This window comes from Paracoccus subflavus (assembly GCF_004310345.1).
Taxonomy (GTDB): Bacteria; Pseudomonadota; Alphaproteobacteria; order Rhodobacterales; family Rhodobacteraceae; genus Paracoccus; species Paracoccus subflavus.
Map to the genome: position 1 here is coordinate 1 of NZ_SISK01000017.1, position 17,967 is coordinate 17,967.

Sequence of the window (17,967 nt, forward strand, 5' to 3'; positions counted from 1 at the left end):
GCCGTTCAAACTGCGCGTCGCTTAACCAGAACTCCGAAGCCATGTCCGTCCTCCTGCTTCAAACCGCAGGGAATCACACTTCGGCCCAGCGGGGAATCCCGTTTATGGGTCCAGACACTAGCCTTCGGCCTGGGCGATGCCAGTCTCGACTGGCAGGGCCGCGTCGATCAGCGCGGCGGCGGCGGCGCAGTGATCGCGCAGTCGGCTGGCCAGATCGGCGATCGAGGCAACGCCGCTTTCGCGGAGCAGGAAATCCTGTCCGCCCAGGCCGATATGGTCCATGTCCAGGGGTTTGGCCGTCAGCAACCGCCCCGATGCATGCAGACGCCACAGGAACCGCCAGGTCGATGCAAGCCTGTCGGCATCGGCGGCGGCCATCAGCCCGGCGCGACGCCCCGCGCGAAGCTGCGCCAGGGTGCCCCGCGCCGGATCGCCCGCGCGCAGCGCCAGGGATTGCGCCAGCAGGTCGATGTCCTGCAAGCGGCCGGGGCCGATCTTGGCCTCCCATGCGCCGTCCATGGGTCTTGCCGCAAAGATGCGCTCGCGCATGTCGGCCAGATCGGGCATGACCCGCTGGTCGGACCCCCTTTCGCGCAGAACCTCCAGCCGCAGGGCCTCGACCTCGTTGCCCAGCGCCTCGGCCTCCTGTCCCGCCGTGGCCACGACCCGCGCGCGTGTCAGGGCCAGATGCTCCCAGGTCCAGGCCTCGGCCATCTGATAGCTGCGAAAGCTCTCGATGGCGGTGGCAACCGGCCCCTGACGGCCCGAGGGACGCAGCCGCATGTCCACCTCGTAAAGCCGCCCCTCGGCGGTCAGGGCCGAAATGGCGGTGATCACCGCCTGGGTCAGACGGGCGTAATAGGGTCGCGCGGCCAACGGACGCGGCCCGTCCGATCCCTCGGTATCTCCTGCGTCATAGATCACGATCAGATCGAGATCCGACCCTGCATTCAAGCTTCGCGCACCCAGCGAGCCCATGGCCAACACCACGGCCCCCCGGCCCGGCGGGACGCCGTGCTTGCGTGCGAAATCGGCGGCGACGACCGGAAACAGCGCCGCAAGGGCGGCATCGGCCAGATCGGCATATTGCACGCCCGCCTCGTCGGCGTCGATCAGGCCGCGCAGGTGATGGACGCCGATGCGGAAATGCCATTCGTGCGCCCACCGGCGGATGGCGTCCAGCGCGGCCTCGTAACCGCCGCCCGGTTCGGTCAGGGCGGTTTGCAGAATCCGGTCGGCCTCGGCGCGCAGGCCCTGCGCGCCCGGCCAGGGCGAAAAGAACGTGCCGCCCAGAACCGCATCCAGCACGACCGGATGCCGGGTCAGATAGGCGGCAAGGCCCGGCGCGCTGCCGCAGATATCCGCCAGCAGGTCAACCAGTTGGGGATTGGCCTCGAACAGTGAGAAGATCTGCACACCCGCAGGCAGGCCGGACAGAAAGCCGTCGAACCGGCTCAGGGCCTCGGTCGGGTGGCCGGTCCTGGCCAGGCGGGACAGAAGCTCGGGTTCCACCCGTTTGAAGATCTGCCGGGCGCGTGCCGACCGCAGCGCCGGATAGGTTTGCCAACGGTCGATGATCGCCTGGGATTCAGGGGAAATCGGGGGACGTTGACGCGCCTCGCCGGGTGCAAAAAATGACTCGGTCAGGTCATGGACATGATCCAGGCGCTGGCGCAGGCGCGCGCACCAGCCTTCGGCATCGTTCTGGCCCATCATGGCAGCGATCACCGACACCCCCGCCGCATCCTTGGGAACGCGGTGGGTCTGGGTATCACCCACCATCTGGATACGATGTTCGATGTCGCGATGTTCGCGGTAATGGCCGATCAGTTCGGCCGCCACATCCGCAGGAAGCCAGCCCCTGTCCGCCAGCGCGGCCAGCCCGCCGACCGTGTCGCGCTGGCGCAGACCGGGATCGCGTCCCCCGGCGATCAACTGGCGGGTCTGGGTAAAGAATTCGATCTCCCGGATGCCGCCCCGGCCCAGCTTGAGGTCGTGGCCCGGAATTTCCAGCCGTCCGCCCAGGCCCTTGTGATCGCGGATGCGCAGGCGCATGTCATGGGCATCCTGGATCGCCGCAAAGTCCAGATGCTTGCGCCACACAAAGGGCCGCATCTCGTGCAGAAAGCGTTCGCCCGCCGCAATGTCGCCCGCCGCCGCCCGCGCCTTGATGAAGGCGGCACGTTCCCAGGTCCGCCCTTCGGCCTCGTAATAGGCCAGTGCCGCAGCGGTCGAGATGCAGACCGGCGTGACTGCGGCATCCGGCCGCAGCCGCAGGTCGGTGCGAAAGACATAGCCGTGTTCCGTCACCTCGGACAGCATCGCGGCCATCTTGCGGGTGGCACGGATCAGCGCCGCCCGCGCGTCCTGCTGGTCGGCCTCGGCATAGGCGGTCTCATCGAACAGCACGATCAGGTCGATGTCCGAGCTGTAGTTCAGCTCGCGCGCGCCGCCCTTGCCCATCGCCAGGGCGAACAGCCCGCCCGCGTCCGCGCCGGTTTCGGGCAGCTTGCCGCGCCGCCGTTCCTGCGCCACATGGACCCGCAGGGCCAGATCGGCAGCACGGTCGGCCAGGTCGGACAGGGTGCCCGTGACCTGTTCCAGGGGCCAGACGCCCCCCAGATCGGCCAGGGCGGTTTGCAACGCGACCCGCCGCTTGGCCCGGCGCAGAGCCACGGCCAGATCCGCGGCGTCCAGTTCCGCCAAGCCTTGGGTTTCGCGGGCGACCACATCGTCGTGACCCAGCGCGCCGATCACCCAGCCGGCCTCTTTCTGCAACAGGCCCGCCAGATAAGGGCTGCATCCCGCAGCCCCGCCGATCAGGGCGGACAGGCGGGGATCGAGCGGCGGAAACAAAGACAGCGCATGGCGTGCCCGGTCGGGATCGGCCGGAATGGGATGGCGGGTCATGCGGGCGGCAAAGTCCATGCGCGGCATGCTTAGTCAAAGCCCCTGCGCCGTCAACACAGCGCAAGATTGTCCTTAAGCTTAAACGCTTTCACCGCTTGGCGCGTAGTCCATTCATTGCTAGGCTTTCGCACATCTTCACGGTTCGGCAGGCGGATCCATCTCGGCGAATGATCAGTTCTGACAAGACACTCCGCGACAAGGGCCGCTGCTGATGCGCCATACCCTTCCCCATGCGCCCCAGTTCTATGTCACCGCGCCGCAGCCTTGCCCCTATCTGCACGGACGCGCGGAACGCAAGCTGTTCACGGCCCTGCACGGCGATGGCGCGGCCGATATGAACAACGCCCTTTCGCGCCAGGGATTCCGCCGGTCGCAGAACGTCCTGTACCGTCCCAGTTGCGAAAGCTGCGTGGCCTGCATGTCGGCGCGAATCCGGGTGGCCGATTTCCACCCTTCGCGTACCCAGCGCCGACTGCTGCGGCGCAATGCGGGGCTGCGGCGGCTTGCCACCAGCGCCTGGGCGACCGAGGAACAGTTCGACCTGTTCCGGCGATACCTGGACAGCCGCCATGCCGATGGCGGAATGGCCGACATGGACATCTTCGAATTCGCCGCGATGATCGAGGAAACGCCCGTGAAGACGCGGGTGATCGAATACCGCTGCAATGCGGACCGGCCCGAACGGCTGGCGCCAGGCGACGACTTTCTGGCCGCGGTCTGCCTGACGGATGTGCTGGATGACGGTCTCAGCCTGGTCTACAGCTTCTATCACCCGATCCTTCAGGCGGCGAGCCTGGGGACATATCTGATCCTCGACCATATCGAGATCGCGCGGGCCGCCAAGCTGCCCTATATCTATCTGGGCTATTGGGTGCCCGGCAGCCGCAAGATGGATTACAAGGCACGCTTTTCGGCGCTGGAAATCTACAAGGGTGGGGTCTGGCAGAATATCGGCGATCCGCAGGCTCATTCGAACGAAGCCCACCCCCTCTCGGTCGATCCCATTGTCGAACAGGTGGCGCGGATCGCCCTGCCCCATGTCAGCCGCTGACAGGACGAAAGAAAATTACAAAATTTGCGCGCTCTGCGTCATTTTATCCGCTTCAGGCCATTGACCCCGCCTTATGGCGTCCATAGTTTGCGCCGACTCGCCGGCAGGTGCCGGTGTCGTCGGCCCTGATGGAGGAAATGCGATGTCCCGAACGATGACGGGTGCAAGAATGGTTGTCGAAGCCCTGCGCGATCAGGGCGTTGACACGGTATTCGGCTATCCGGGCGGGGCGGTGCTTCCCATCTATGACGAACTGTTCCAGCAGAACGACATCACCCATGTTCTGGTCCGCCACGAACAGGGTGCGGTGCACATGGCCGAGGGCTATGCCCGGTCCACCGGCAAGCCGGGGGTCGTGCTGGTCACGTCTGGTCCGGGGGCCACGAATGCCGTTACCGGACTGACGGACGCGCTGCTGGATTCAATCCCGCTGATCGTGCTGTCGGGCCAGGTTCCGACCTTCATGATCGGCACCGACGGGTTCCAGGAGGCCGACACCGTCGGCATCACCCGGCCCTGCACCAAGCACAACTGGCTGGTCAAGGACACCGAACGGCTGGCGGAAACGATCCACAAGGCGTTCCAGGTCGCCACCTCGGGGCGGCCGGGGCCGGTTCTGGTCGATATTCCGAAGGATGTGCAATTCGCGACCGGCACCTATGTCGGGCCGAAGCAGATCGAGCCTGCGCGCTATCAGCCGGTGCGCAAGGGCGACCTGAATGCCATCACCCGCCTGGTCGAACTGATCGAGGGGGCGGAACGTCCGATCCTGTACACCGGCGGTGGCGTCATCAATTCCGGGCCGGACGCCAGCCGGCTTTTGCGCGAACTGGCCGACGCGACGGGCTTTCCCGTCACCTCGACCCTGATGGGGCTGGGGGCCTATCCGGCCTCGGGCAGGAACTGGCTGGGAATGCTGGGAATGCACGGGTTGTACGAGGCAAACCTGGCGATGCACGGCTGCGATCTGATGATCAATATCGGCGCCCGCTTCGACGACCGCATCACCGGGCGGGTGGCCGATTTCAGCCCGCAATCGGTCAAGGCCCATATCGACATCGACCCCTCCAGCATCAACAAGGTGATCCATGTGGACATTCCCATCGTCGGCGACGTGGGCAGTGTTCTGGACGATCTTCTGAAGGTCTGGACATCGCGCGGCCGCAAGGTCAACAGCGCGGCCCTGAGCAAGTGGTGGCAGCAGATCGAGGGATGGAAGGCCAAGGATTGCCTTGCCTATCGGAACAGCGACACGGTCATCAAGCCGCAATACGCGCTAGAACGACTGGAGGCGCTGACCAAGGGCCGCGACCGCTATATCGCGACCGAGGTCGGCCAGCACCAGATGTGGGCAGCACAATACCTGCACTTCGATCAGCCGAATCGCTGGATGACCTCGGGCGGACTGGGGACGATGGGTTACGGTCTGCCGGCCAGCATCGGCGTGCAGATGGCCCATCCCGACGCGCTTGTGATAAACGTCGCGGGCGATGCCAGTTGGCTGATGAACATGCAGGAAATGGGCACCGCGGTGCAGTTCCGCCTGCCGGTCAAGCAGTTCATCCTGAACAACGAACGCCTTGGCATGGTCCGCCAGTGGCAGCAATTGCTGCATGGCGAACGCTACAGCCAAAGCTGGTCCGATAGCCTGCCCGATTTCGTCAAGCTGGCCGAAGCCTTTGGCTGCAAGGGTGCGCTGGTCAGGGATCCCAAGGATCTGGATGCGGCGATCCAGCAAATGCTGGATTACGACGGCCCGTTCATCCTGGATGTCCTGGTCGAGAAGCACGAGAACTGTTTCCCCATGATTCCCTCGGGCAAGCCGCATAACGAGATGCTGCTGGGCGAGGCGGCGACCTTCGGGGTGATCGAATCGGAAGGCGCCGTGCTGGTGTGACCGCCAGTGGGGGCGCTGCCCCCACGCCTCCCGGAATATTTATGCCAAGATGAAGGCGGAACCATGAATGCTCTGAACCTCCAGAAAGGTGCCTCCAGCCATTCGGCGTATGACCTGCGCGATCCGAACGGCCAGATCGAGGAAACCCACACCCTTGCCGTGCTGGTCGAGAACGAGCCAGGGGTGCTGGCCCGCGTGATCGGGCTGTTTTCCGGGCGGGGTTACAACATCGACAGCCTGACCGTGGCCGAGGTGGATCACACCGGCCACCGGTCGCGCATCACCCTGGTCACGCGCGGCACGCCCGCCGTCATTGCCCAGGTCAAGACGCAGCTTGGCCGGATCGTGCCGGTTCACGAGGTTCACGACCTGACGGTCGAAGGGCCGGCGGTGGAACGGGAACTGGGGCTGTTCAAGGTGCACGGCCAAGGCGAAAAGCGTGTCGAGGCACTGCGCATTGCCGAAATCTTTCGCGCCAATGTGGTCGATTCGACGCTGGAAAGCTTTGTCTTCGAACTGGTGGGCACACCGTCAAAGCTGGATGCATTCGCCGATCTCATGCGACCGCTGGGCCTAGGCGAATTGGCCCGGACAGGAGTGGCGGCCCTATCCCGGGGCACGTGAGCGCAGTCAACCGGCGACGGCGACCTGTGGCTCGGCGTCGTCGTGGGATCGGCAGCGCGTCTCGACCGCAGGATTAGAGGCGACCAGGCGCAGGCCAGGCTCGGCCGGGGTAGAGGTGCGCAGCAGGTCAGGAAGATGGGCGTATTCCCGTTCAGAAATCAGGGCAACGCGCCGGGCATGGCGCAATTGTCCGGCCATTTCGCTGTCCAGTTCGACCAGATCGCCAGGTTGGGGCCAGTTGGCCGGGTTGGTCAGGTTTTCCCGCCCCTGCAGATAGGCAAGCGCGGCGTGATCCTCACACCAGATGACCGCCTTTTCGCGGTCTGCACTGCTCCAAACGATGACGCCGATCATTCCCATCTCCAGTCGGAGGCCTTGCCAGGCAACTTCATCCCATATCGTCAGCTTTGCAGCATATGTATGTGTTTAACGTGACGAAAGCAAAATTCCGCCGACAGGGATTCTTTTTTCGGAACTTTTCCAAAAGCGCATCTGCGCATGCAGCAAGATTGTCTGTGAAATTTCACATTGCCCTGAAAAGACTGGGATTTTTTTGAGGGAAGAACTATTTTCTCTTTTTGTACCCACTGCCTTTCGACCAATCAGATTGTTCATCTGTTGCAAATTTATTACACGCGCCGGAATGGAAAGGGGGGATCAGCGGAAACGGCCGCTCTGCACGTCGCCGACCGCTTGGCGCACCTGAGCCAGTCGGGCAGCGCGCGACGGGTGCGTTCCAAGGATATGGTCGCCAGGATCCGGAATACGCTCGAAGAATCGCGACCCGTTGATGGGATCGAAGCCCGCATTCAACGTCATGATCGCCCCCAGGTAATCGGCCTCCAGTTCCCAGTCTCGGGAATAATAGCGCGACCCGACCGAAGCGCCGATCCGCTGCGCGGCCTCGATTGCATCGGGATTGTTTCCGTAAACCGACGCGATGCTGCCCAGAATCACGGCCCCCGCCGCCGCCGCACCCGCCTTGTAGTCCAGGTGATTCAGCACGTGATGCGATGCCTCGTGGCCCACGACAAAGGCGATCTCGTCGCTGTTGCGGGCCTGTGCGATCAGCGAAAGCGTAAAGCCGATGATGGGCCGCCCCGTCGAATCGGTCGTCTGGAACGCGTTTGCCTCGACCCCCGGGCGGTCATCGACAACGAACTGGAAATCGCAGTTGATGGGCCGGGTGCGCCGTTGCAGGCAATCGCGTTCGACTGCGGGCTCCATCCTGCGCATGACCGACACGAACATCCGGGCCGCCGATTGCGGGCTTCCGTCGTTCGTCAGCACGGGGGCCAGTGCCGGGGCGGCGGCAGGCCTGCCATAGGGACCGGTCGGCGTCGGCGCCTGCTGGACCGGCAGGGGCGCGCAGGCCGCCAAGCCCAGAAGAATCGCAGCCATACCCGCCAATGCGTGCTTCATCGCCTGTCCCTTGCCGATGCCGCACCCTGCCTGTGACGCGGTCGTTGCCTTTGGCCGCGATCTTATCGCTTTGGCGAAAGCCGTGCAAACCCCGCGGCTTGCCCCCAGCCTTACATCACGCGAATGTCGATTGGCACAAAGGAGCTTGGCGATGTTCACCATCGAGCACGATTTCGACGCCACCGTCATCACCCTGATCGACGAGGCCGATCCGGACACCGGTCCCCTGAACGAGGATGTGGTGATCCTGTCCTTCGACGACCGCGTGGTTCTGGAACAGGTCGGTCCCGACGATCAGGTGATGCGCGTCACTCTGTCCATGCATCAGTTGACCGAACTGCGCCTTGCGCTGAACCTGCCCGAAGGAAACTACCGCATCGAACGGGGCTGACCTGTGGCCTTGCGATGCAGGGCGGTTTGCGAAAGAACGGGGCGCAAAGGAGAATGGCATGAACGACCGCAACGATGCCGCCGTGGAGTTTCTGGCCACCCGACGGTCGCACCCCCCAAAGATGCTGCGCCAGCCCGCCCCCGACCGGGCCGAGATCCTGCGCCTGTTGACCCTTGCCGCCCGGACCCCCGACCATGGCAAGCTGGAGCCGTGGCGGTTCGTCGTGCTGGAGCGGGCGGTGCTGGACCGGCTGGGACCGATCCTGCGCGATCATGTGTCGGCAGGCGGGTTGGACCAGGCGGCAGCGGACAAGGCGGCCTCGGCCTTTGATTCGCCGGTGATCGTGGCGGTGGTGTCGGCCCCGGTCGCCAGCGACAAGGTTCCCGAATGGGAACAGTTCCTGTCGGCAGGCGCGGTCTGCCTGGGGCTGGTCAACGCGGCGCTCGCCTCGGGCTGGGGGGCGGCATGGCTGACCGGGCCTGCGATCCTGGACCGGGGATTCGGACAGGCGCATCTGGGCATCGGCCCGGCCGAGCGGATCGTGGGCCTGATCCATCTCGGCAGCCGGGGCGAAACTCCGCCCGAGCGCCCGCGTCCCGATATCGCGGCCAAGACATGCTGGCTGGAATGATCGTTCTCCGTTCCCTGACGCTGGGCTGGCTGGATCTGTTGCGTCCGCGCATCCTGACCCTGGTCCTGACGGGCATGGCCCTGACGATCCTGCTGTTCGTCGTGCTGCAGGCGGCGGTCTTCTGGGCAGTCCGGCGGTTCGTGCCCGGCGACCTGTCCCTGCCCTGGTTCGGGCCGCTGGATGTCGGAGCGGCCCTGTCCTGGGGAACGCTGGCGCTGTTCCCGCTGATGGGCCTGTTCCTGATGGCACCGGTCGCGGCGGGCTTTGCCGGTCTGTTTGCCGAGCGCGTGGCGGATGCGGTCGAGGAGACGCACTATCCCCAGCGGCGGGGCGCCTCGCTGGATTTCCTGGACGGCCTGCTGGAATCGGTCGCGGTGGTTCTGGCGATCCTGGGCGTGGCGGTGCTGTCGCTGGTCCTGACGCCGTTCCTGGGCCCGCTGGCGCCGGTTCTGCTGTTTGGCGCGAATGGCTGGCTGCTGGGACGGGAGTTTTTCCAGATGGCCGCGCGCCGCCACCTGGACGAGCCGCAGGCGACCGCGCTGCGCCAGGCGAATGGCCTGCGCGTGACGCTGATGGGCATTCTGGTGGCGATGGCCCTGGTCGTTCCGGTCGTGAACATTGCCGTGCCGTTGCTGGCGGCTGCGGCCTTTACGCATCTGTTCCACGGGGTCAGCGGAAAATCCGGTCAAAGTTCGCGACATCGGCCCGGCTGATAAAGCCGCCCAGAATGATCGTCGCCAGAACAGCCCAGAAAACAGCCGCGATAGCCGTGGTCCAGATCAGCTTGCCCTTCAATCGCAGGTCGGCGGGCGCCCCGGCAGGGGTTCCCGGCACGACCTCGCCTGCGTCCTGCTGGCTGCGCGGGCCGATCATCACCACGACGAACAGCGTCAGAAACCACAGCACGGCGTAAAGAACGATTCCTCCGGTCAGGTTCATTGCATCCTCCTGGTGATCGTTTTCGCGCTTCTAGGGCCTTCCGTATCTCGAGGAAAGGAAAACCCCGCCAAGTTAACCGCTTCTTAGCGAATCGACCGCTAACTGAAGGGGCAATACCGGCAAGGATAACCGACATGCAGAAAGACATTGCTTCCGACATGATCGACCCGATCCCCTTGTGGCGGGTTGCGCTGCCGAACCGCCCCCTGACCGGACTGACCGTTCTGGTGGTCGAGGATTCGCGCTTTGCCAGCGAGGCGGTGCGGCTTTTGTGCCTGCGGTCGGGCGCGCGGATCAGGCGGGCCGACTGCCTGCGGTCCGCGCAGCGCCACTTGCAGACCTACCGCCCCGCGGTGGTGATCGTGGATCTGGGCCTGCCCGATGGGGACGGTGCCGGGCTGATCCGGCAGATTGCCACGACCGAGCCTCGGGTTCCGGTGCTGCTGGGTATTTCGGGCGATCCGGACCTGGCCGATGTGGCGCTGGCGGCGGGGGCGGACGGGTTCATGGCCAAGCCCATCGAAAGCCTGGCGGTGTTCCAGCAGATGATCCTTCAGGCGCTGCCGGCCGAAACGCGCGGCATCGGCCTGCGCATCCTTCCCGACGAGGTGATCCAGCCCGATGCTTCGGGCCTGCGCGACGACCTGGCCCATGTGGCCGAGATCCTGTCCAGCGCGCAGGATACGGCGGCGGTCGATTACATTGCCCATTTCCTGGCGGGTATCGCCCGGTCGGCCCATGACCCGGTGCTGGAGGCGGCGGCCACCGCCTTGGCGCGCGACCGCGATGCGGGCCACGGCCTCGCCAGCGACCTGGCGCGGATCAGCGGCCTTGTCCATGAACGGCTGGCGGCGGTCGCGGGGCTGTAAACCCCCGCGACAGGCCGGTCATTCCCTGGGCAGGACGCGCAGGCGCAATTCGCGCAACTGTTCGTTGGTGGGTTCCGACGGGGCGCCCATCATCAGATCCTCGGCCCGCTGGTTCATCGGGAACATGATGACCTGGCGGATGTTCGCCTCGTCGGCCAGCAGCATCACGATCCGGTCGATGCCGGCCGCGCAGCCGCCGTGCGGCGGCGCGCCATAGCGGAACGCCTTGACCATGCCGCCAAAGCGTTTTTCCACCTCGGACGCCGGATAGCCGGCCAGTTCAAAGGCCTTGAACATGATCTCGGGCTTGTGGTTGCGGATCGCGCCGGAAATCAGTTCATAGCCGTTGCAGGCAAGATCGTACTGGTATCCCTTCACCTGCAACGGATCGCCGTTCAACGCCTCCAAGCCCCCCTGCGGCATGGAAAACGGGTTGTGGCTGAAGTCGATCCTCCCGTCGTCGGTCTTTTCGTACATCGGAAAATCGACGATCCAGGCGAATTTGAACTGGTTCTCGTCGATCAGGCCCAATTCCCGGCCGATCTCGGTGCGGGCCCGGCCCGCGACAGCCTCGAACTGCTCGGGCTTGCCGCCGAGGAAGAAGACGGCATCGCCCTCGCCCAGGCCAAGCTGGGTGCGGATGGCTTCGGTTTTTTCAGGGCCGAGGGCCTTGGCGATGGGGCCTGCGGCTTCAAGCCGAGTATATGCAAAGCACCTTTCTGCAAGAGACTTCGCCTCCAATTTGTCAAGCGCGTCGCCACTGGATGAAAGACGCTGAATCTTTGTAAGTGCTTCCTTCTGGGGTTCTGAAGTTCGGAAACTTTCGATTATTTGTTGACGAAGGTTTGCGGGAATATCGCCTTGCTCAATGCCTGCAACGAATTGCTCGTATTCAGAACTGCCTAGCCCTTCATCATTAGTTCCTGTTCTCCAGAAGATATACCCCATCCCCGGCAGCCCCTGCGCCTGGGCAAACGCGTTCATCCGATCCGCGAACTTGCGCGACCCGCCGCCCGGCGCGGGGATCGCGCGGATCTCGATCCCGTCCTGCTCCAGCAGCTTGGCGAAGATGCCGAAGCCAGATCCGCGGAAATGGTCGCTGACCACCTGCATCTCGATCGGGTTGCGCAGGTCGGGCTTGTCGGTGCCGTATTTCAACAGCGCCTCGGCATAGGGAATGCGCGGCCAGTCGGCATCGACCGGGCGGTGAGTCCCATCAGGCTTGGTGCCGAACTCCTCGAACACCCCCTGGATCACCGGCTGGATGGTGGCGAACACGTCCTCCTGTTCCACAAAGGACATCTCCATGTCCAGTTGATAGAAATCCGTGGGGCTGCGGTCGGCGCGCGGATCCTCGTCGCGAAAGCAGGGCGCGATCTGGAAATACCTGTCGAAGCCCGCGACCATGATCAACTGCTTGAACTGCTGGGGGGCCTGCGGCAGGGCATAGAACTTGCCCGGATGCAGGCGCGACGGCACCAGGAAATCGCGCGCGCCCTCCGGCGAGGATGCGGTGATGATCGGGGTCTGGAATTCGGTGAAACCCTGATCCCACATGCGGTTGCGGATCGACCGGATCACCCTGGACCGCAGCATGATGTTGTCGTGCAGGCTTTCGCGGCGCAGGTCGAGGAAGCGATAGGCCAGCCGGGTTTCCTCGGGGTATTCCTGGTCACCGAAGACCGGCAGCGGCAGTTCGTCCGCGGGGCCCAGCACCTCGATCTCGGTCGCATAGACCTCGATCTCGCCGGTGGGCAGTTTCGCATTCACCAGCGACGCGTCGCGCAGTTTCACCCGGCCGTCGATGCGCACCACGGTTTCGGCGCGCAACCGGTCCATGGCGGCAAAGGCGGGGCTGTCGCTGTCGGCCAGCACCTGCGTCATGCCGTAATGGTCGCGCAGGTCCACGAACAGCACGCCGCCGTGGTCGCGGACCCGGTGAACCCAGCCCGACAGGCGGACGGTTTCACCCGCATGGGCGGCGGTCAGGTCGCCGCAGGTATGGCTGCGATAGGCGTGCATGGTGGTTCCCCGAATAATCCGCCGTGCATCAAGCGCGGCGGGGACGGGAAGTCAACCGGTTCAAAAGGGCCGCACCACGTTGCCGGTATAGAAATAGGCGCCCATGCCCACGGTGAACAGCAGGTTCCCGGTCAGCGCATGCAGCAGCCAGGCGGCGGGAAAGCCGAAGCGCAGATAGGCGCGCGCAAAGATCCAGCCGCCCACAAAGGTCAGAACCGCCACGACCCAGGACCAGTACATCAGATGCGCAAAGGAAAAGATCGTGGCGTTCAGGGCGATGGCCCCCTGCCCTGCCGGCATCAGGGGGGCGTAGCGGTGAAAGAACAGCGGCCGAAAGATCAGTTCCTGCGGCAATGCCGACAGGATCGGATAGAACACCCAGATCACCGGCAGCATCCCCGACCGCAGCAGGGCGAACAGCCGTTCGGGATGGGTGACGGACAGGATCGCCACGCCCGCCAGCACGGTCAGGACGGACAGGGCCAGAACCTCGCGCCAGGGCATCCTGCTCCACCCCCGGACCAGGGACCGGAAGCCGAATCCGCCGGTGCGCCACAGCAGCAACAGGCCGATCCCCGAAAAGACCGCCAGCGCCTCGAACAGCAGATGACCGGGCATGAACAGCGCAATGGCCAGCGGTGCCCCGACATAGAGCGCCGCGAACTCGGCCCCCAGCCAGAACCGGGGCCTTACCGCGTCAGGCGGGCTTGCAGCCATCGCACCCAGTCCGCGCGCGACCCCGCAAAGGCGTTCAGGTCGGTGTTGCCCCGGATGCCCGGCACGATGCCGGTCCCGGTGTATTGCCAGAAGGCCCAGCGCTGTCCCGGATAGGGCACGCTTGGGTGGTTCGCCACCGACCGCAGCCAGAATTCCGCCCGCATGTCGCCCAGACGGTTGTCGCGATAGAAATCGACGGTGGTATAGATGATCGGCCGCTGGCCGTAATGGCGACCGACGATCTCCATGAAGATCGCGGCCTCGCGCTTAATCTCGTGCGGAGGGGGGCGGCGCGGGCAGGTCTGGGAATTGGTCCATTCCAGGTCGATCACCGGCGGCAGCGATCCGATCTCGCGCGGAACCTGCTGGATGAACCAGGCCGCCTGCTGGGCCCCCGTGCGGCAGAAATAGAAATAGTGATAAGCCCCGCGCGGGATGCGCGCGGCAGCCGCTTCGCGCCAATAGCGTTGAAAGCCGGGATCGTAGTGATCGCCGCCCTCGGTCGCCTTGATGAAGGCAAAGCTGATCCCGGCGTTGCGGACCCGTTCCCAGTCGATGTCGCCCTGCCAGCGCGACACGTCGATGCCATGGACCTCATGCCCATAGGGACCGCGCCCGTTCCAGGAATGGGGCGCCGAATCGCCCAGTTGCGCATTCGCGCCCGGCCCCGGCGCCGGTGCCGGTCGATATCCGCCCCGTTCGGGGGTGCGGGAACAGGCAACCGCCAGCACCAGCATCAGCCCCAGAAGTATCCCGTTGATCGTCCGCATCCTGCCCCTCGGCCTGCTCGCGGCATTTGACATGCCCTTTGGCGGCTTATGGCAAGGCTTTCGGGAAAAGTCACCCGGATGCGGCGATCACGAGGCTGTCAACACCTTGCTGGCCGGCTGGGCCTTACTGGCTGGCAGGCGGGGCGTCCTGTGCCGCCGGGGGCACATCGGCGGTTTCCGGGGCGGCTTCGGTTCCGCGGACGGACTCGGATGCCGGCTCGGGCAGCCCCTCGGGCGATACCACAGGCGGGGCCGTTCCGTCGGTGCCCTCGGCTGTCGTGGTGGGGGTGCCCGCCGGCGGCGGGGTGGTGGCCAACCCGTCATTCTGTTCGTCCACGCCGGGACGAAAGACCACAAAGGCCAGGAACGCCACCAGCAGGGCCACGGCGATCGCGATAAGGGCCGGACGATGGCGGCTGGCCGAGCGACCGACGTCGTTGCTGTTATGGGACATGGCATTCTCCTGAAAACATGTGGCGGATCAACGAACCGCCCCCGTATCAGTTCCGGTCCGGAACCAGCTTTCCGGGGTTCAGGATGTCATGGGGATCAAGCGCGGCCTTGATCTGGCCCATCAGGTGCCACCCCTCGCCATGTTCGGCCGCCATCAATCCCCGCTTGCCGATCCCGATGCCATGTTCGCCCGTGATGGTGCCGCCCACCGCCAGGGCCCGTTCGGCCATGCGGGTGGCAATGCGCTTGGCGGCGGCGATCTCGTCCGGGTTGCCCGGATCGACCAGCAGGAGGGAATGGAAATTGCCGTCGCCGACATGGCCCAGGATGGGACCGATCAGGCCCTCGGCGGCGATGTCGTCGGCGGCGGCCTGAACGGCGGCGGGCAGATGCGACATGGGGACGCAGACATCGGTGACCAGCCCCGAAGCCCCGGGCCTCAGCGCCAGGCAGGCGTGATAGGCGCCATGCCGCATCCGCCACAGCCGGGCGCGGTCTTCGGGCAGGGCGGCCCAGTCAAACCCCTGGGCGCCGAATTCCGCCGCGATCTCGCCGAACCGCGCGGCATCCTCGCGCACCGCGCCGGGGCTGCCGTGAAACTCGACCATCAGATGCGGCCGCTCGGCCATGGCGCTGCCGGAATGCAGGTTGAAGGCCCGGGCGGCGGCGGCATCGACGAATTCGATCCGCGCCATGGGGATGCCCGACTGCATGGTCGCGCTGACGCATTCGACGGCATGATCCAGGCTGTCGAAGGCGCAGACGGCGGCGGCAACATCCTCGGGCTGGCCCTGCAGCCGCAGGGTCAGTTCCGTGATGACGCCCAGCGTGCCTTCGGACCCGACGAACAGCCCGGTCAGGTCGTATCCGGCGCTGGATTTCGCGGCCCGCGTGCCGGTGCGGATGATCCGCCCGTCGGCCAGCACAACCTGCAGGGCCAGCACGTTGTCGCGCATGGTGCCGTATCGCACCGCCGTTGTGCCGCTGGCCCGCGTCGCGGCCATGCCGCCCAGTGACGCATTGGCCCCCGGATCGACGGGAAAGAACAGCCCCGTCGCGCGCAGTTCGGTGTTCAGCGCCTCGCGCGTGACGCCGGGCTGCACGGTCGCCTGCATGTCGCCCGCGCGGATGTCCAGGACCCGGTTCATGCGCGACAGATCCAGCGACAGCCCGCCCCGCACCGGCAGCGCATGACCTTCTAGCGAGGTTCCCGTGCCCCAGGCCACCACCGGCACGCGCGCGTCATTGCAGGCCGACAGGATCGCCGCGACCTCTTCAGCCGTTTCAGGCCAGGCCACGGCATCCGGCAGGCCCGAGCGATGAAAGCTTTCGGACTGCGCATGGTGGCCGCGATCCGCCGCCGTCAGCGACAAACGTGTTTCCAGGATGCCACGCAGGCCAAAGGAAAGGGCGTCGGGCAGGCTCATGGATGTTTCTCCGGTTGCATTCCGCAGGTTAGCTTGCGCATGAACCTTGGCAAACCCTATCGCGTTCTGTCATGAAAGCCACGCAAAAGCGCCATACGGTCGCCCCAGACTTCGGATCTCCAGGATTTCTTGATGGATAACCTCCGGATTTCACCGCTCTATCCCGCCGCCCCGCGTCTGGGCCGCAACGCCCTGCCTGACGGTCTGAGCGCCGAACGGCGGGCCACGGCGGACCATGCCTATGCCACCCTTGTCACCAATCCCGACTATCTTCCGGGGGCCGAGGCCCTGTTGCGGTCCCTGAAGCTGACCGGGACGCGGGCCGATCTGGTGGTCATGCATCGCGGACTTGGGCCTGCCCATCTGGCCCGGCTGCGCGCCCATGGCGCAAGGCTGATCCAGGCCGACCTGCTGCCCACGAGCGAAGGGTTCGACCGCCTGCACGCCCGCGATGCCCTGCACGCCCGCGCGGCCTTCACCCGCGGCGGCAAGCCCGACTTCCACACGCCCCTGGACAATTTCGTCAAGCTGCGCCTGTGGCAACTGGATTATGACCGCTGCGTGTTCATCGACGCCGATGCCGTGGTGTTGCGGCCGGTGGAAAAGCTGTTCGGCCTGCCCGAATTCTGCGCCGCGCCCAATGTCTATGACGGTCTGGACGGCTTCCACCGCATGAATTCGGGCGTTTTCACCGCCCGTCCCGCCATCCGCACCTTCAACGCCATGCTGGCGCATCTGGACCGGCCGGGGATCTTCTGGCGGCGCACCGACCAGACCTTTCTTCAGGACTATTTCCCCGACTGGCAGGGCCTGTCGATCCATCACAACATGCTGCAATACGTCTGGATCAACATGCCGGAACTGTGGAGCTGGGAAGATATCCGCATTCTGCATTTCCAGTACGAAAAGCCGTGGCAGGATCATGGCAAGGCCCACCTGCTGCGCCCGCTGATCGAATTGTGGCGCGCCATCGCCGAAGGCCAGCCGGTTCCCGACCTTGCGGCGCAGGCCCGCCCGGCGGCCTGATGCGAATCGCGCTGACAGGCGCCTCGGGCATCGTCGGCGGGTTTGTCCTGCGCGCGGCACGGGGGGCGGGGCATTCGGTGACCCGGCTGGACCGCCAGACCGGCTTTTGTCTGGGCGACGCCCCCGACCTGTCGGGACATGACGCCCTGATCCATTGCGCCTTTGCCCATGCGCCGGGTCGCTATCGCGGGGGCGAGGGCGACGATCCCGACGGCTTTCTGCACCTGAACCGCGAGGGCACGGCCCGGCTGTTCAAGGCGGCCGTCCGGGACGGTGTGGGCCGGATCGTGTTTCTGTCGTCGCGCGCGGTTCATGACGGCTATCCTCCGGGCACGGACCTGCCTGACGATCTGCCTGCGCGGCCGGTCAACCTGTATGGCCGGGTCAAGGCCGAGTCCGAGGCGCATCTTGCCAGCCTTTCCATCAGGGGCAGCGCCGTCCGGGCAACCGGGGTTTACGGCCGGCCCGAGAAATGGCGCGCCCTGTTCGACGATTATCGTGCGGGCCGCCCTGTCCTGTCCCGCATCGCGACCGAGGTCCACGGCGACGACCTTGCCGCCGCGATCCTGCTGCTGCTGCAACACCCGGAGCCGCCCGCCCAGGTCAATTGCAGCGACCTGATCCTCGACCGGCACGACCTGCTGGCCGAGGTTCGGTCACTGACCGGCTGCCCGCATCCCCTGCCGGCCCGTGCGGATCTGGCAGCCTTGCGCATCCCGCGCTGCGACCGGCTGCGCGCGCTTGGCTGGCGGCCCGGCGGCATGGCAAGGCTGCGCGCAACCCTGCCCCTGCTTCTTCACTGAAAATATCCGGGCGCC

The 17,967-nt window shown here is 65.6% G+C and carries 18 protein-coding genes; 9 read left to right on the forward strand and 9 right to left on the reverse strand.

Annotated elements, in window-relative coordinates; genetic code table 11:
* Positions 1-117 precede the first annotated feature (117 nt).
* Positions 118-2,928 carry a [protein-PII] uridylyltransferase family protein gene (locus EYE42_RS15360; protein WP_130992224.1) on the reverse strand — a complete coding sequence of 937 codons (2,811 nt, stop codon included), beginning with the start codon at positions 2,926-2,928 and terminating at the stop codon, positions 118-120.
* Positions 2,929-3,121: 193 nt separating this feature from the next.
* Between EYE42_RS15360 and EYE42_RS15365 the strand changes: the two genes are divergently transcribed.
* The 3 genes from EYE42_RS15365 (at position 3,122) to ilvN (ending at position 6,482) form a co-directional block, all read left to right on the forward strand.
* Positions 3,122-3,961 carry an arginyltransferase gene (locus EYE42_RS15365; protein ID WP_130992194.1) on the forward strand — a complete coding sequence of 280 codons (840 nt, stop codon included), beginning with the start codon at positions 3,122-3,124 and terminating at the stop codon, positions 3,959-3,961.
* A 142-nt stretch (positions 3,962-4,103) separates the two neighbouring features.
* Positions 4,104-5,858, forward strand: a complete 1,755-nt coding sequence (locus EYE42_RS15370; RefSeq protein WP_130992195.1) for an acetolactate synthase 3 large subunit — start codon at positions 4,104-4,106, stop codon at positions 5,856-5,858.
* 63 nt (positions 5,859-5,921) lie between these two features.
* Positions 5,922-6,482, forward strand: coding sequence for an acetolactate synthase small subunit (gene ilvN, locus EYE42_RS15375; RefSeq protein ID WP_130992196.1), 561 nt, complete (start codon positions 5,922-5,924; stop codon positions 6,480-6,482).
* Between the two features lie 6 nt (positions 6,483-6,488).
* On the opposite strand, the gene EYE42_RS15380 is transcribed toward ilvN, so the two are convergent.
* Positions 6,489-6,836: a hypothetical protein gene (locus EYE42_RS15380; protein ID WP_130992197.1), complete on the reverse strand. Its 348-nt coding sequence runs from the start codon at positions 6,834-6,836 to the stop codon at positions 6,489-6,491.
* Positions 6,837-7,139: 303 nt separating this feature from the next.
* The gene (locus EYE42_RS15385; RefSeq protein WP_130992198.1) at positions 7,140-7,904 is read right to left on the reverse strand and encodes a M48 family metallopeptidase; all 765 of its coding nucleotides are present in this window, start codon (positions 7,902-7,904) and stop codon (positions 7,140-7,142) included.
* Positions 7,905-8,055: 151 nt separating this feature from the next.
* Here EYE42_RS15385 and EYE42_RS15390 point away from each other — a divergent pair, with 151 nt between their 5' ends.
* Genes EYE42_RS15390 through EYE42_RS15400 form a run of 3 tightly spaced genes read left to right on the forward strand, consistent with a single transcriptional unit; the run spans position 8,056 to position 9,639 of the window.
* The gene (locus EYE42_RS15390; RefSeq protein ID WP_130992199.1) at positions 8,056-8,295 is read left to right on the forward strand and encodes a hypothetical protein; all 240 of its coding nucleotides are present in this window, start codon (positions 8,056-8,058) and stop codon (positions 8,293-8,295) included.
* 58 nt (positions 8,296-8,353) lie between these two features.
* On the forward strand, positions 8,354-8,926 hold the full coding sequence (locus EYE42_RS15395) for a nitroreductase family protein (RefSeq protein WP_130992200.1): 573 nt from the start codon (positions 8,354-8,356) through the stop codon (positions 8,924-8,926).
* Positions 8,923-9,639, forward strand: a complete 717-nt coding sequence (locus EYE42_RS15400) for an EI24 domain-containing protein (protein ID WP_246020850.1) — start codon at positions 8,923-8,925, stop codon at positions 9,637-9,639. Before EYE42_RS15395 ends, EYE42_RS15400 begins: the two co-directional genes overlap by 4 nt.
* Here EYE42_RS15400 and EYE42_RS15405 read toward each other — a convergent pair.
* Positions 9,596-9,865, reverse strand: a complete 270-nt coding sequence (locus EYE42_RS15405) for a DUF1467 family protein (RefSeq protein ID WP_130992201.1) — start codon at positions 9,863-9,865, stop codon at positions 9,596-9,598. The two genes, EYE42_RS15400 and EYE42_RS15405, sit on opposite strands and share 44 nt — an antisense overlap.
* A gap of 134 nt (positions 9,866-9,999) precedes the next feature.
* On the opposite strand from EYE42_RS15405, the gene EYE42_RS15410 reads away from it, so the two are divergent.
* Positions 10,000-10,734 (forward strand): response regulator, encoded by a 735-nt coding sequence (locus EYE42_RS15410; RefSeq protein ID WP_425466573.1) that lies wholly within the window; start codon positions 10,000-10,002, stop codon positions 10,732-10,734.
* A gap of 18 nt (positions 10,735-10,752) precedes the next feature.
* On the opposite strand, the gene aspS is transcribed toward EYE42_RS15410, so the two are convergent.
* From aspS to EYE42_RS15435, 5 genes are all read right to left on the reverse strand, one after another.
* Positions 10,753-12,756 (reverse strand): aspartate--tRNA ligase, encoded by a 2,004-nt coding sequence (aspS, locus tag EYE42_RS15415; protein ID WP_130992202.1) that lies wholly within the window; start codon positions 12,754-12,756, stop codon positions 10,753-10,755.
* A 60-nt stretch (positions 12,757-12,816) separates the two neighbouring features.
* On the reverse strand, positions 12,817-13,473 hold the full coding sequence (locus EYE42_RS15420) for a CPBP family intramembrane glutamic endopeptidase (RefSeq protein WP_130992203.1): 657 nt from the start codon (positions 13,471-13,473) through the stop codon (positions 12,817-12,819).
* The gene (locus EYE42_RS15425) at positions 13,446-14,243 is read right to left on the reverse strand and encodes a glycoside hydrolase family 25 protein (RefSeq protein WP_130992204.1); all 798 of its coding nucleotides are present in this window, start codon (positions 14,241-14,243) and stop codon (positions 13,446-13,448) included. Before EYE42_RS15425 ends, EYE42_RS15420 begins: the two co-directional genes overlap by 28 nt.
* A 124-nt stretch (positions 14,244-14,367) precedes the next feature.
* The gene (locus EYE42_RS15430; RefSeq protein ID WP_130992205.1) at positions 14,368-14,697 is read right to left on the reverse strand and encodes a hypothetical protein; all 330 of its coding nucleotides are present in this window, start codon (positions 14,695-14,697) and stop codon (positions 14,368-14,370) included.
* A gap of 46 nt (positions 14,698-14,743) precedes the next feature.
* Positions 14,744-16,123: an FAD-binding oxidoreductase gene (locus tag EYE42_RS15435; RefSeq protein ID WP_130992206.1), complete on the reverse strand. Its 1,380-nt coding sequence runs from the start codon at positions 16,121-16,123 to the stop codon at positions 14,744-14,746.
* Between the two features lie 132 nt (positions 16,124-16,255).
* Here EYE42_RS15435 and EYE42_RS15440 point away from each other — a divergent pair, with 132 nt between their 5' ends.
* Together EYE42_RS15440 and EYE42_RS15445 are read left to right on the forward strand one after the other, a co-directional pair.
* Positions 16,256-17,149 (forward strand): glycosyl transferase, encoded by an 894-nt coding sequence (locus EYE42_RS15440; RefSeq protein ID WP_246020851.1) that lies wholly within the window; start codon positions 16,256-16,258, stop codon positions 17,147-17,149.
* Complete coding sequence (locus tag EYE42_RS15445; protein WP_130992207.1) at positions 17,149-17,952, forward strand: NAD-dependent epimerase/dehydratase family protein; 804 nt, start codon at positions 17,149-17,151, stop codon at positions 17,950-17,952. Before EYE42_RS15440 ends, EYE42_RS15445 begins: the two co-directional genes overlap by 1 nt.
* The last annotated feature ends 15 nt before the right edge of the window (positions 17,953-17,967 follow it).

Excerpts from the sequence above, each read along its gene's own strand:
- EYE42_RS15445 (WP_130992207.1), top strand. The coding sequence starts at position 17,149 with ATGCGAATCGCGCTGACAGGCGCCTCGGGCATCGTCGGCGGGTTTGTC.
- aspS (WP_130992202.1), bottom strand. The coding sequence starts at position 12,756 with ATGCACGCCTATCGCAGCCATACCTGCGGCGACCTGACCGCCGCCCAT.
- EYE42_RS15420 (WP_130992203.1), bottom strand. The coding sequence starts at position 13,473 with ATGGCTGCAAGCCCGCCTGACGCGGTAAGGCCCCGGTTCTGGCTGGGG.
- EYE42_RS15400 (WP_246020850.1), top strand. The coding sequence starts at position 8,923 with ATGATCGTTCTCCGTTCCCTGACGCTGGGCTGGCTGGATCTGTTGCGT.
- EYE42_RS15410 (WP_425466573.1), top strand. The coding sequence starts at position 10,000 with ATGCAGAAAGACATTGCTTCCGACATGATCGACCCGATCCCCTTGTGG.
- EYE42_RS15370 (WP_130992195.1), top strand. The coding sequence starts at position 4,104 with ATGTCCCGAACGATGACGGGTGCAAGAATGGTTGTCGAAGCCCTGCGC.
- ilvN (WP_130992196.1), top strand. The coding sequence starts at position 5,922 with ATGAATGCTCTGAACCTCCAGAAAGGTGCCTCCAGCCATTCGGCGTAT.
- EYE42_RS15425 (WP_130992204.1), bottom strand. The coding sequence starts at position 14,243 with ATGCGGACGATCAACGGGATACTTCTGGGGCTGATGCTGGTGCTGGCG.
- EYE42_RS15385 (WP_130992198.1), bottom strand. The coding sequence starts at position 7,904 with ATGAAGCACGCATTGGCGGGTATGGCTGCGATTCTTCTGGGCTTGGCG.
- EYE42_RS15360 (WP_130992224.1), bottom strand. The coding sequence starts at position 2,928 with ATGGACTTTGCCGCCCGCATGACCCGCCATCCCATTCCGGCCGATCCC.
- EYE42_RS15365 (WP_130992194.1), top strand. The coding sequence starts at position 3,122 with ATGCGCCATACCCTTCCCCATGCGCCCCAGTTCTATGTCACCGCGCCG.
- EYE42_RS15380 (WP_130992197.1), bottom strand. The coding sequence starts at position 6,836 with ATGATCGGCGTCATCGTTTGGAGCAGTGCAGACCGCGAAAAGGCGGTC.
- EYE42_RS15405 (WP_130992201.1), bottom strand. The coding sequence starts at position 9,865 with ATGAACCTGACCGGAGGAATCGTTCTTTACGCCGTGCTGTGGTTTCTG.
- EYE42_RS15390 (WP_130992199.1), top strand. The coding sequence starts at position 8,056 with ATGTTCACCATCGAGCACGATTTCGACGCCACCGTCATCACCCTGATC.
- EYE42_RS15440 (WP_246020851.1), top strand. The coding sequence starts at position 16,256 with ATGGATAACCTCCGGATTTCACCGCTCTATCCCGCCGCCCCGCGTCTG.
- EYE42_RS15435 (WP_130992206.1), bottom strand. The coding sequence starts at position 16,123 with ATGAGCCTGCCCGACGCCCTTTCCTTTGGCCTGCGTGGCATCCTGGAA.
- EYE42_RS15430 (WP_130992205.1), bottom strand. The coding sequence starts at position 14,697 with ATGTCCCATAACAGCAACGACGTCGGTCGCTCGGCCAGCCGCCATCGT.
- EYE42_RS15395 (WP_130992200.1), top strand. The coding sequence starts at position 8,354 with ATGAACGACCGCAACGATGCCGCCGTGGAGTTTCTGGCCACCCGACGG.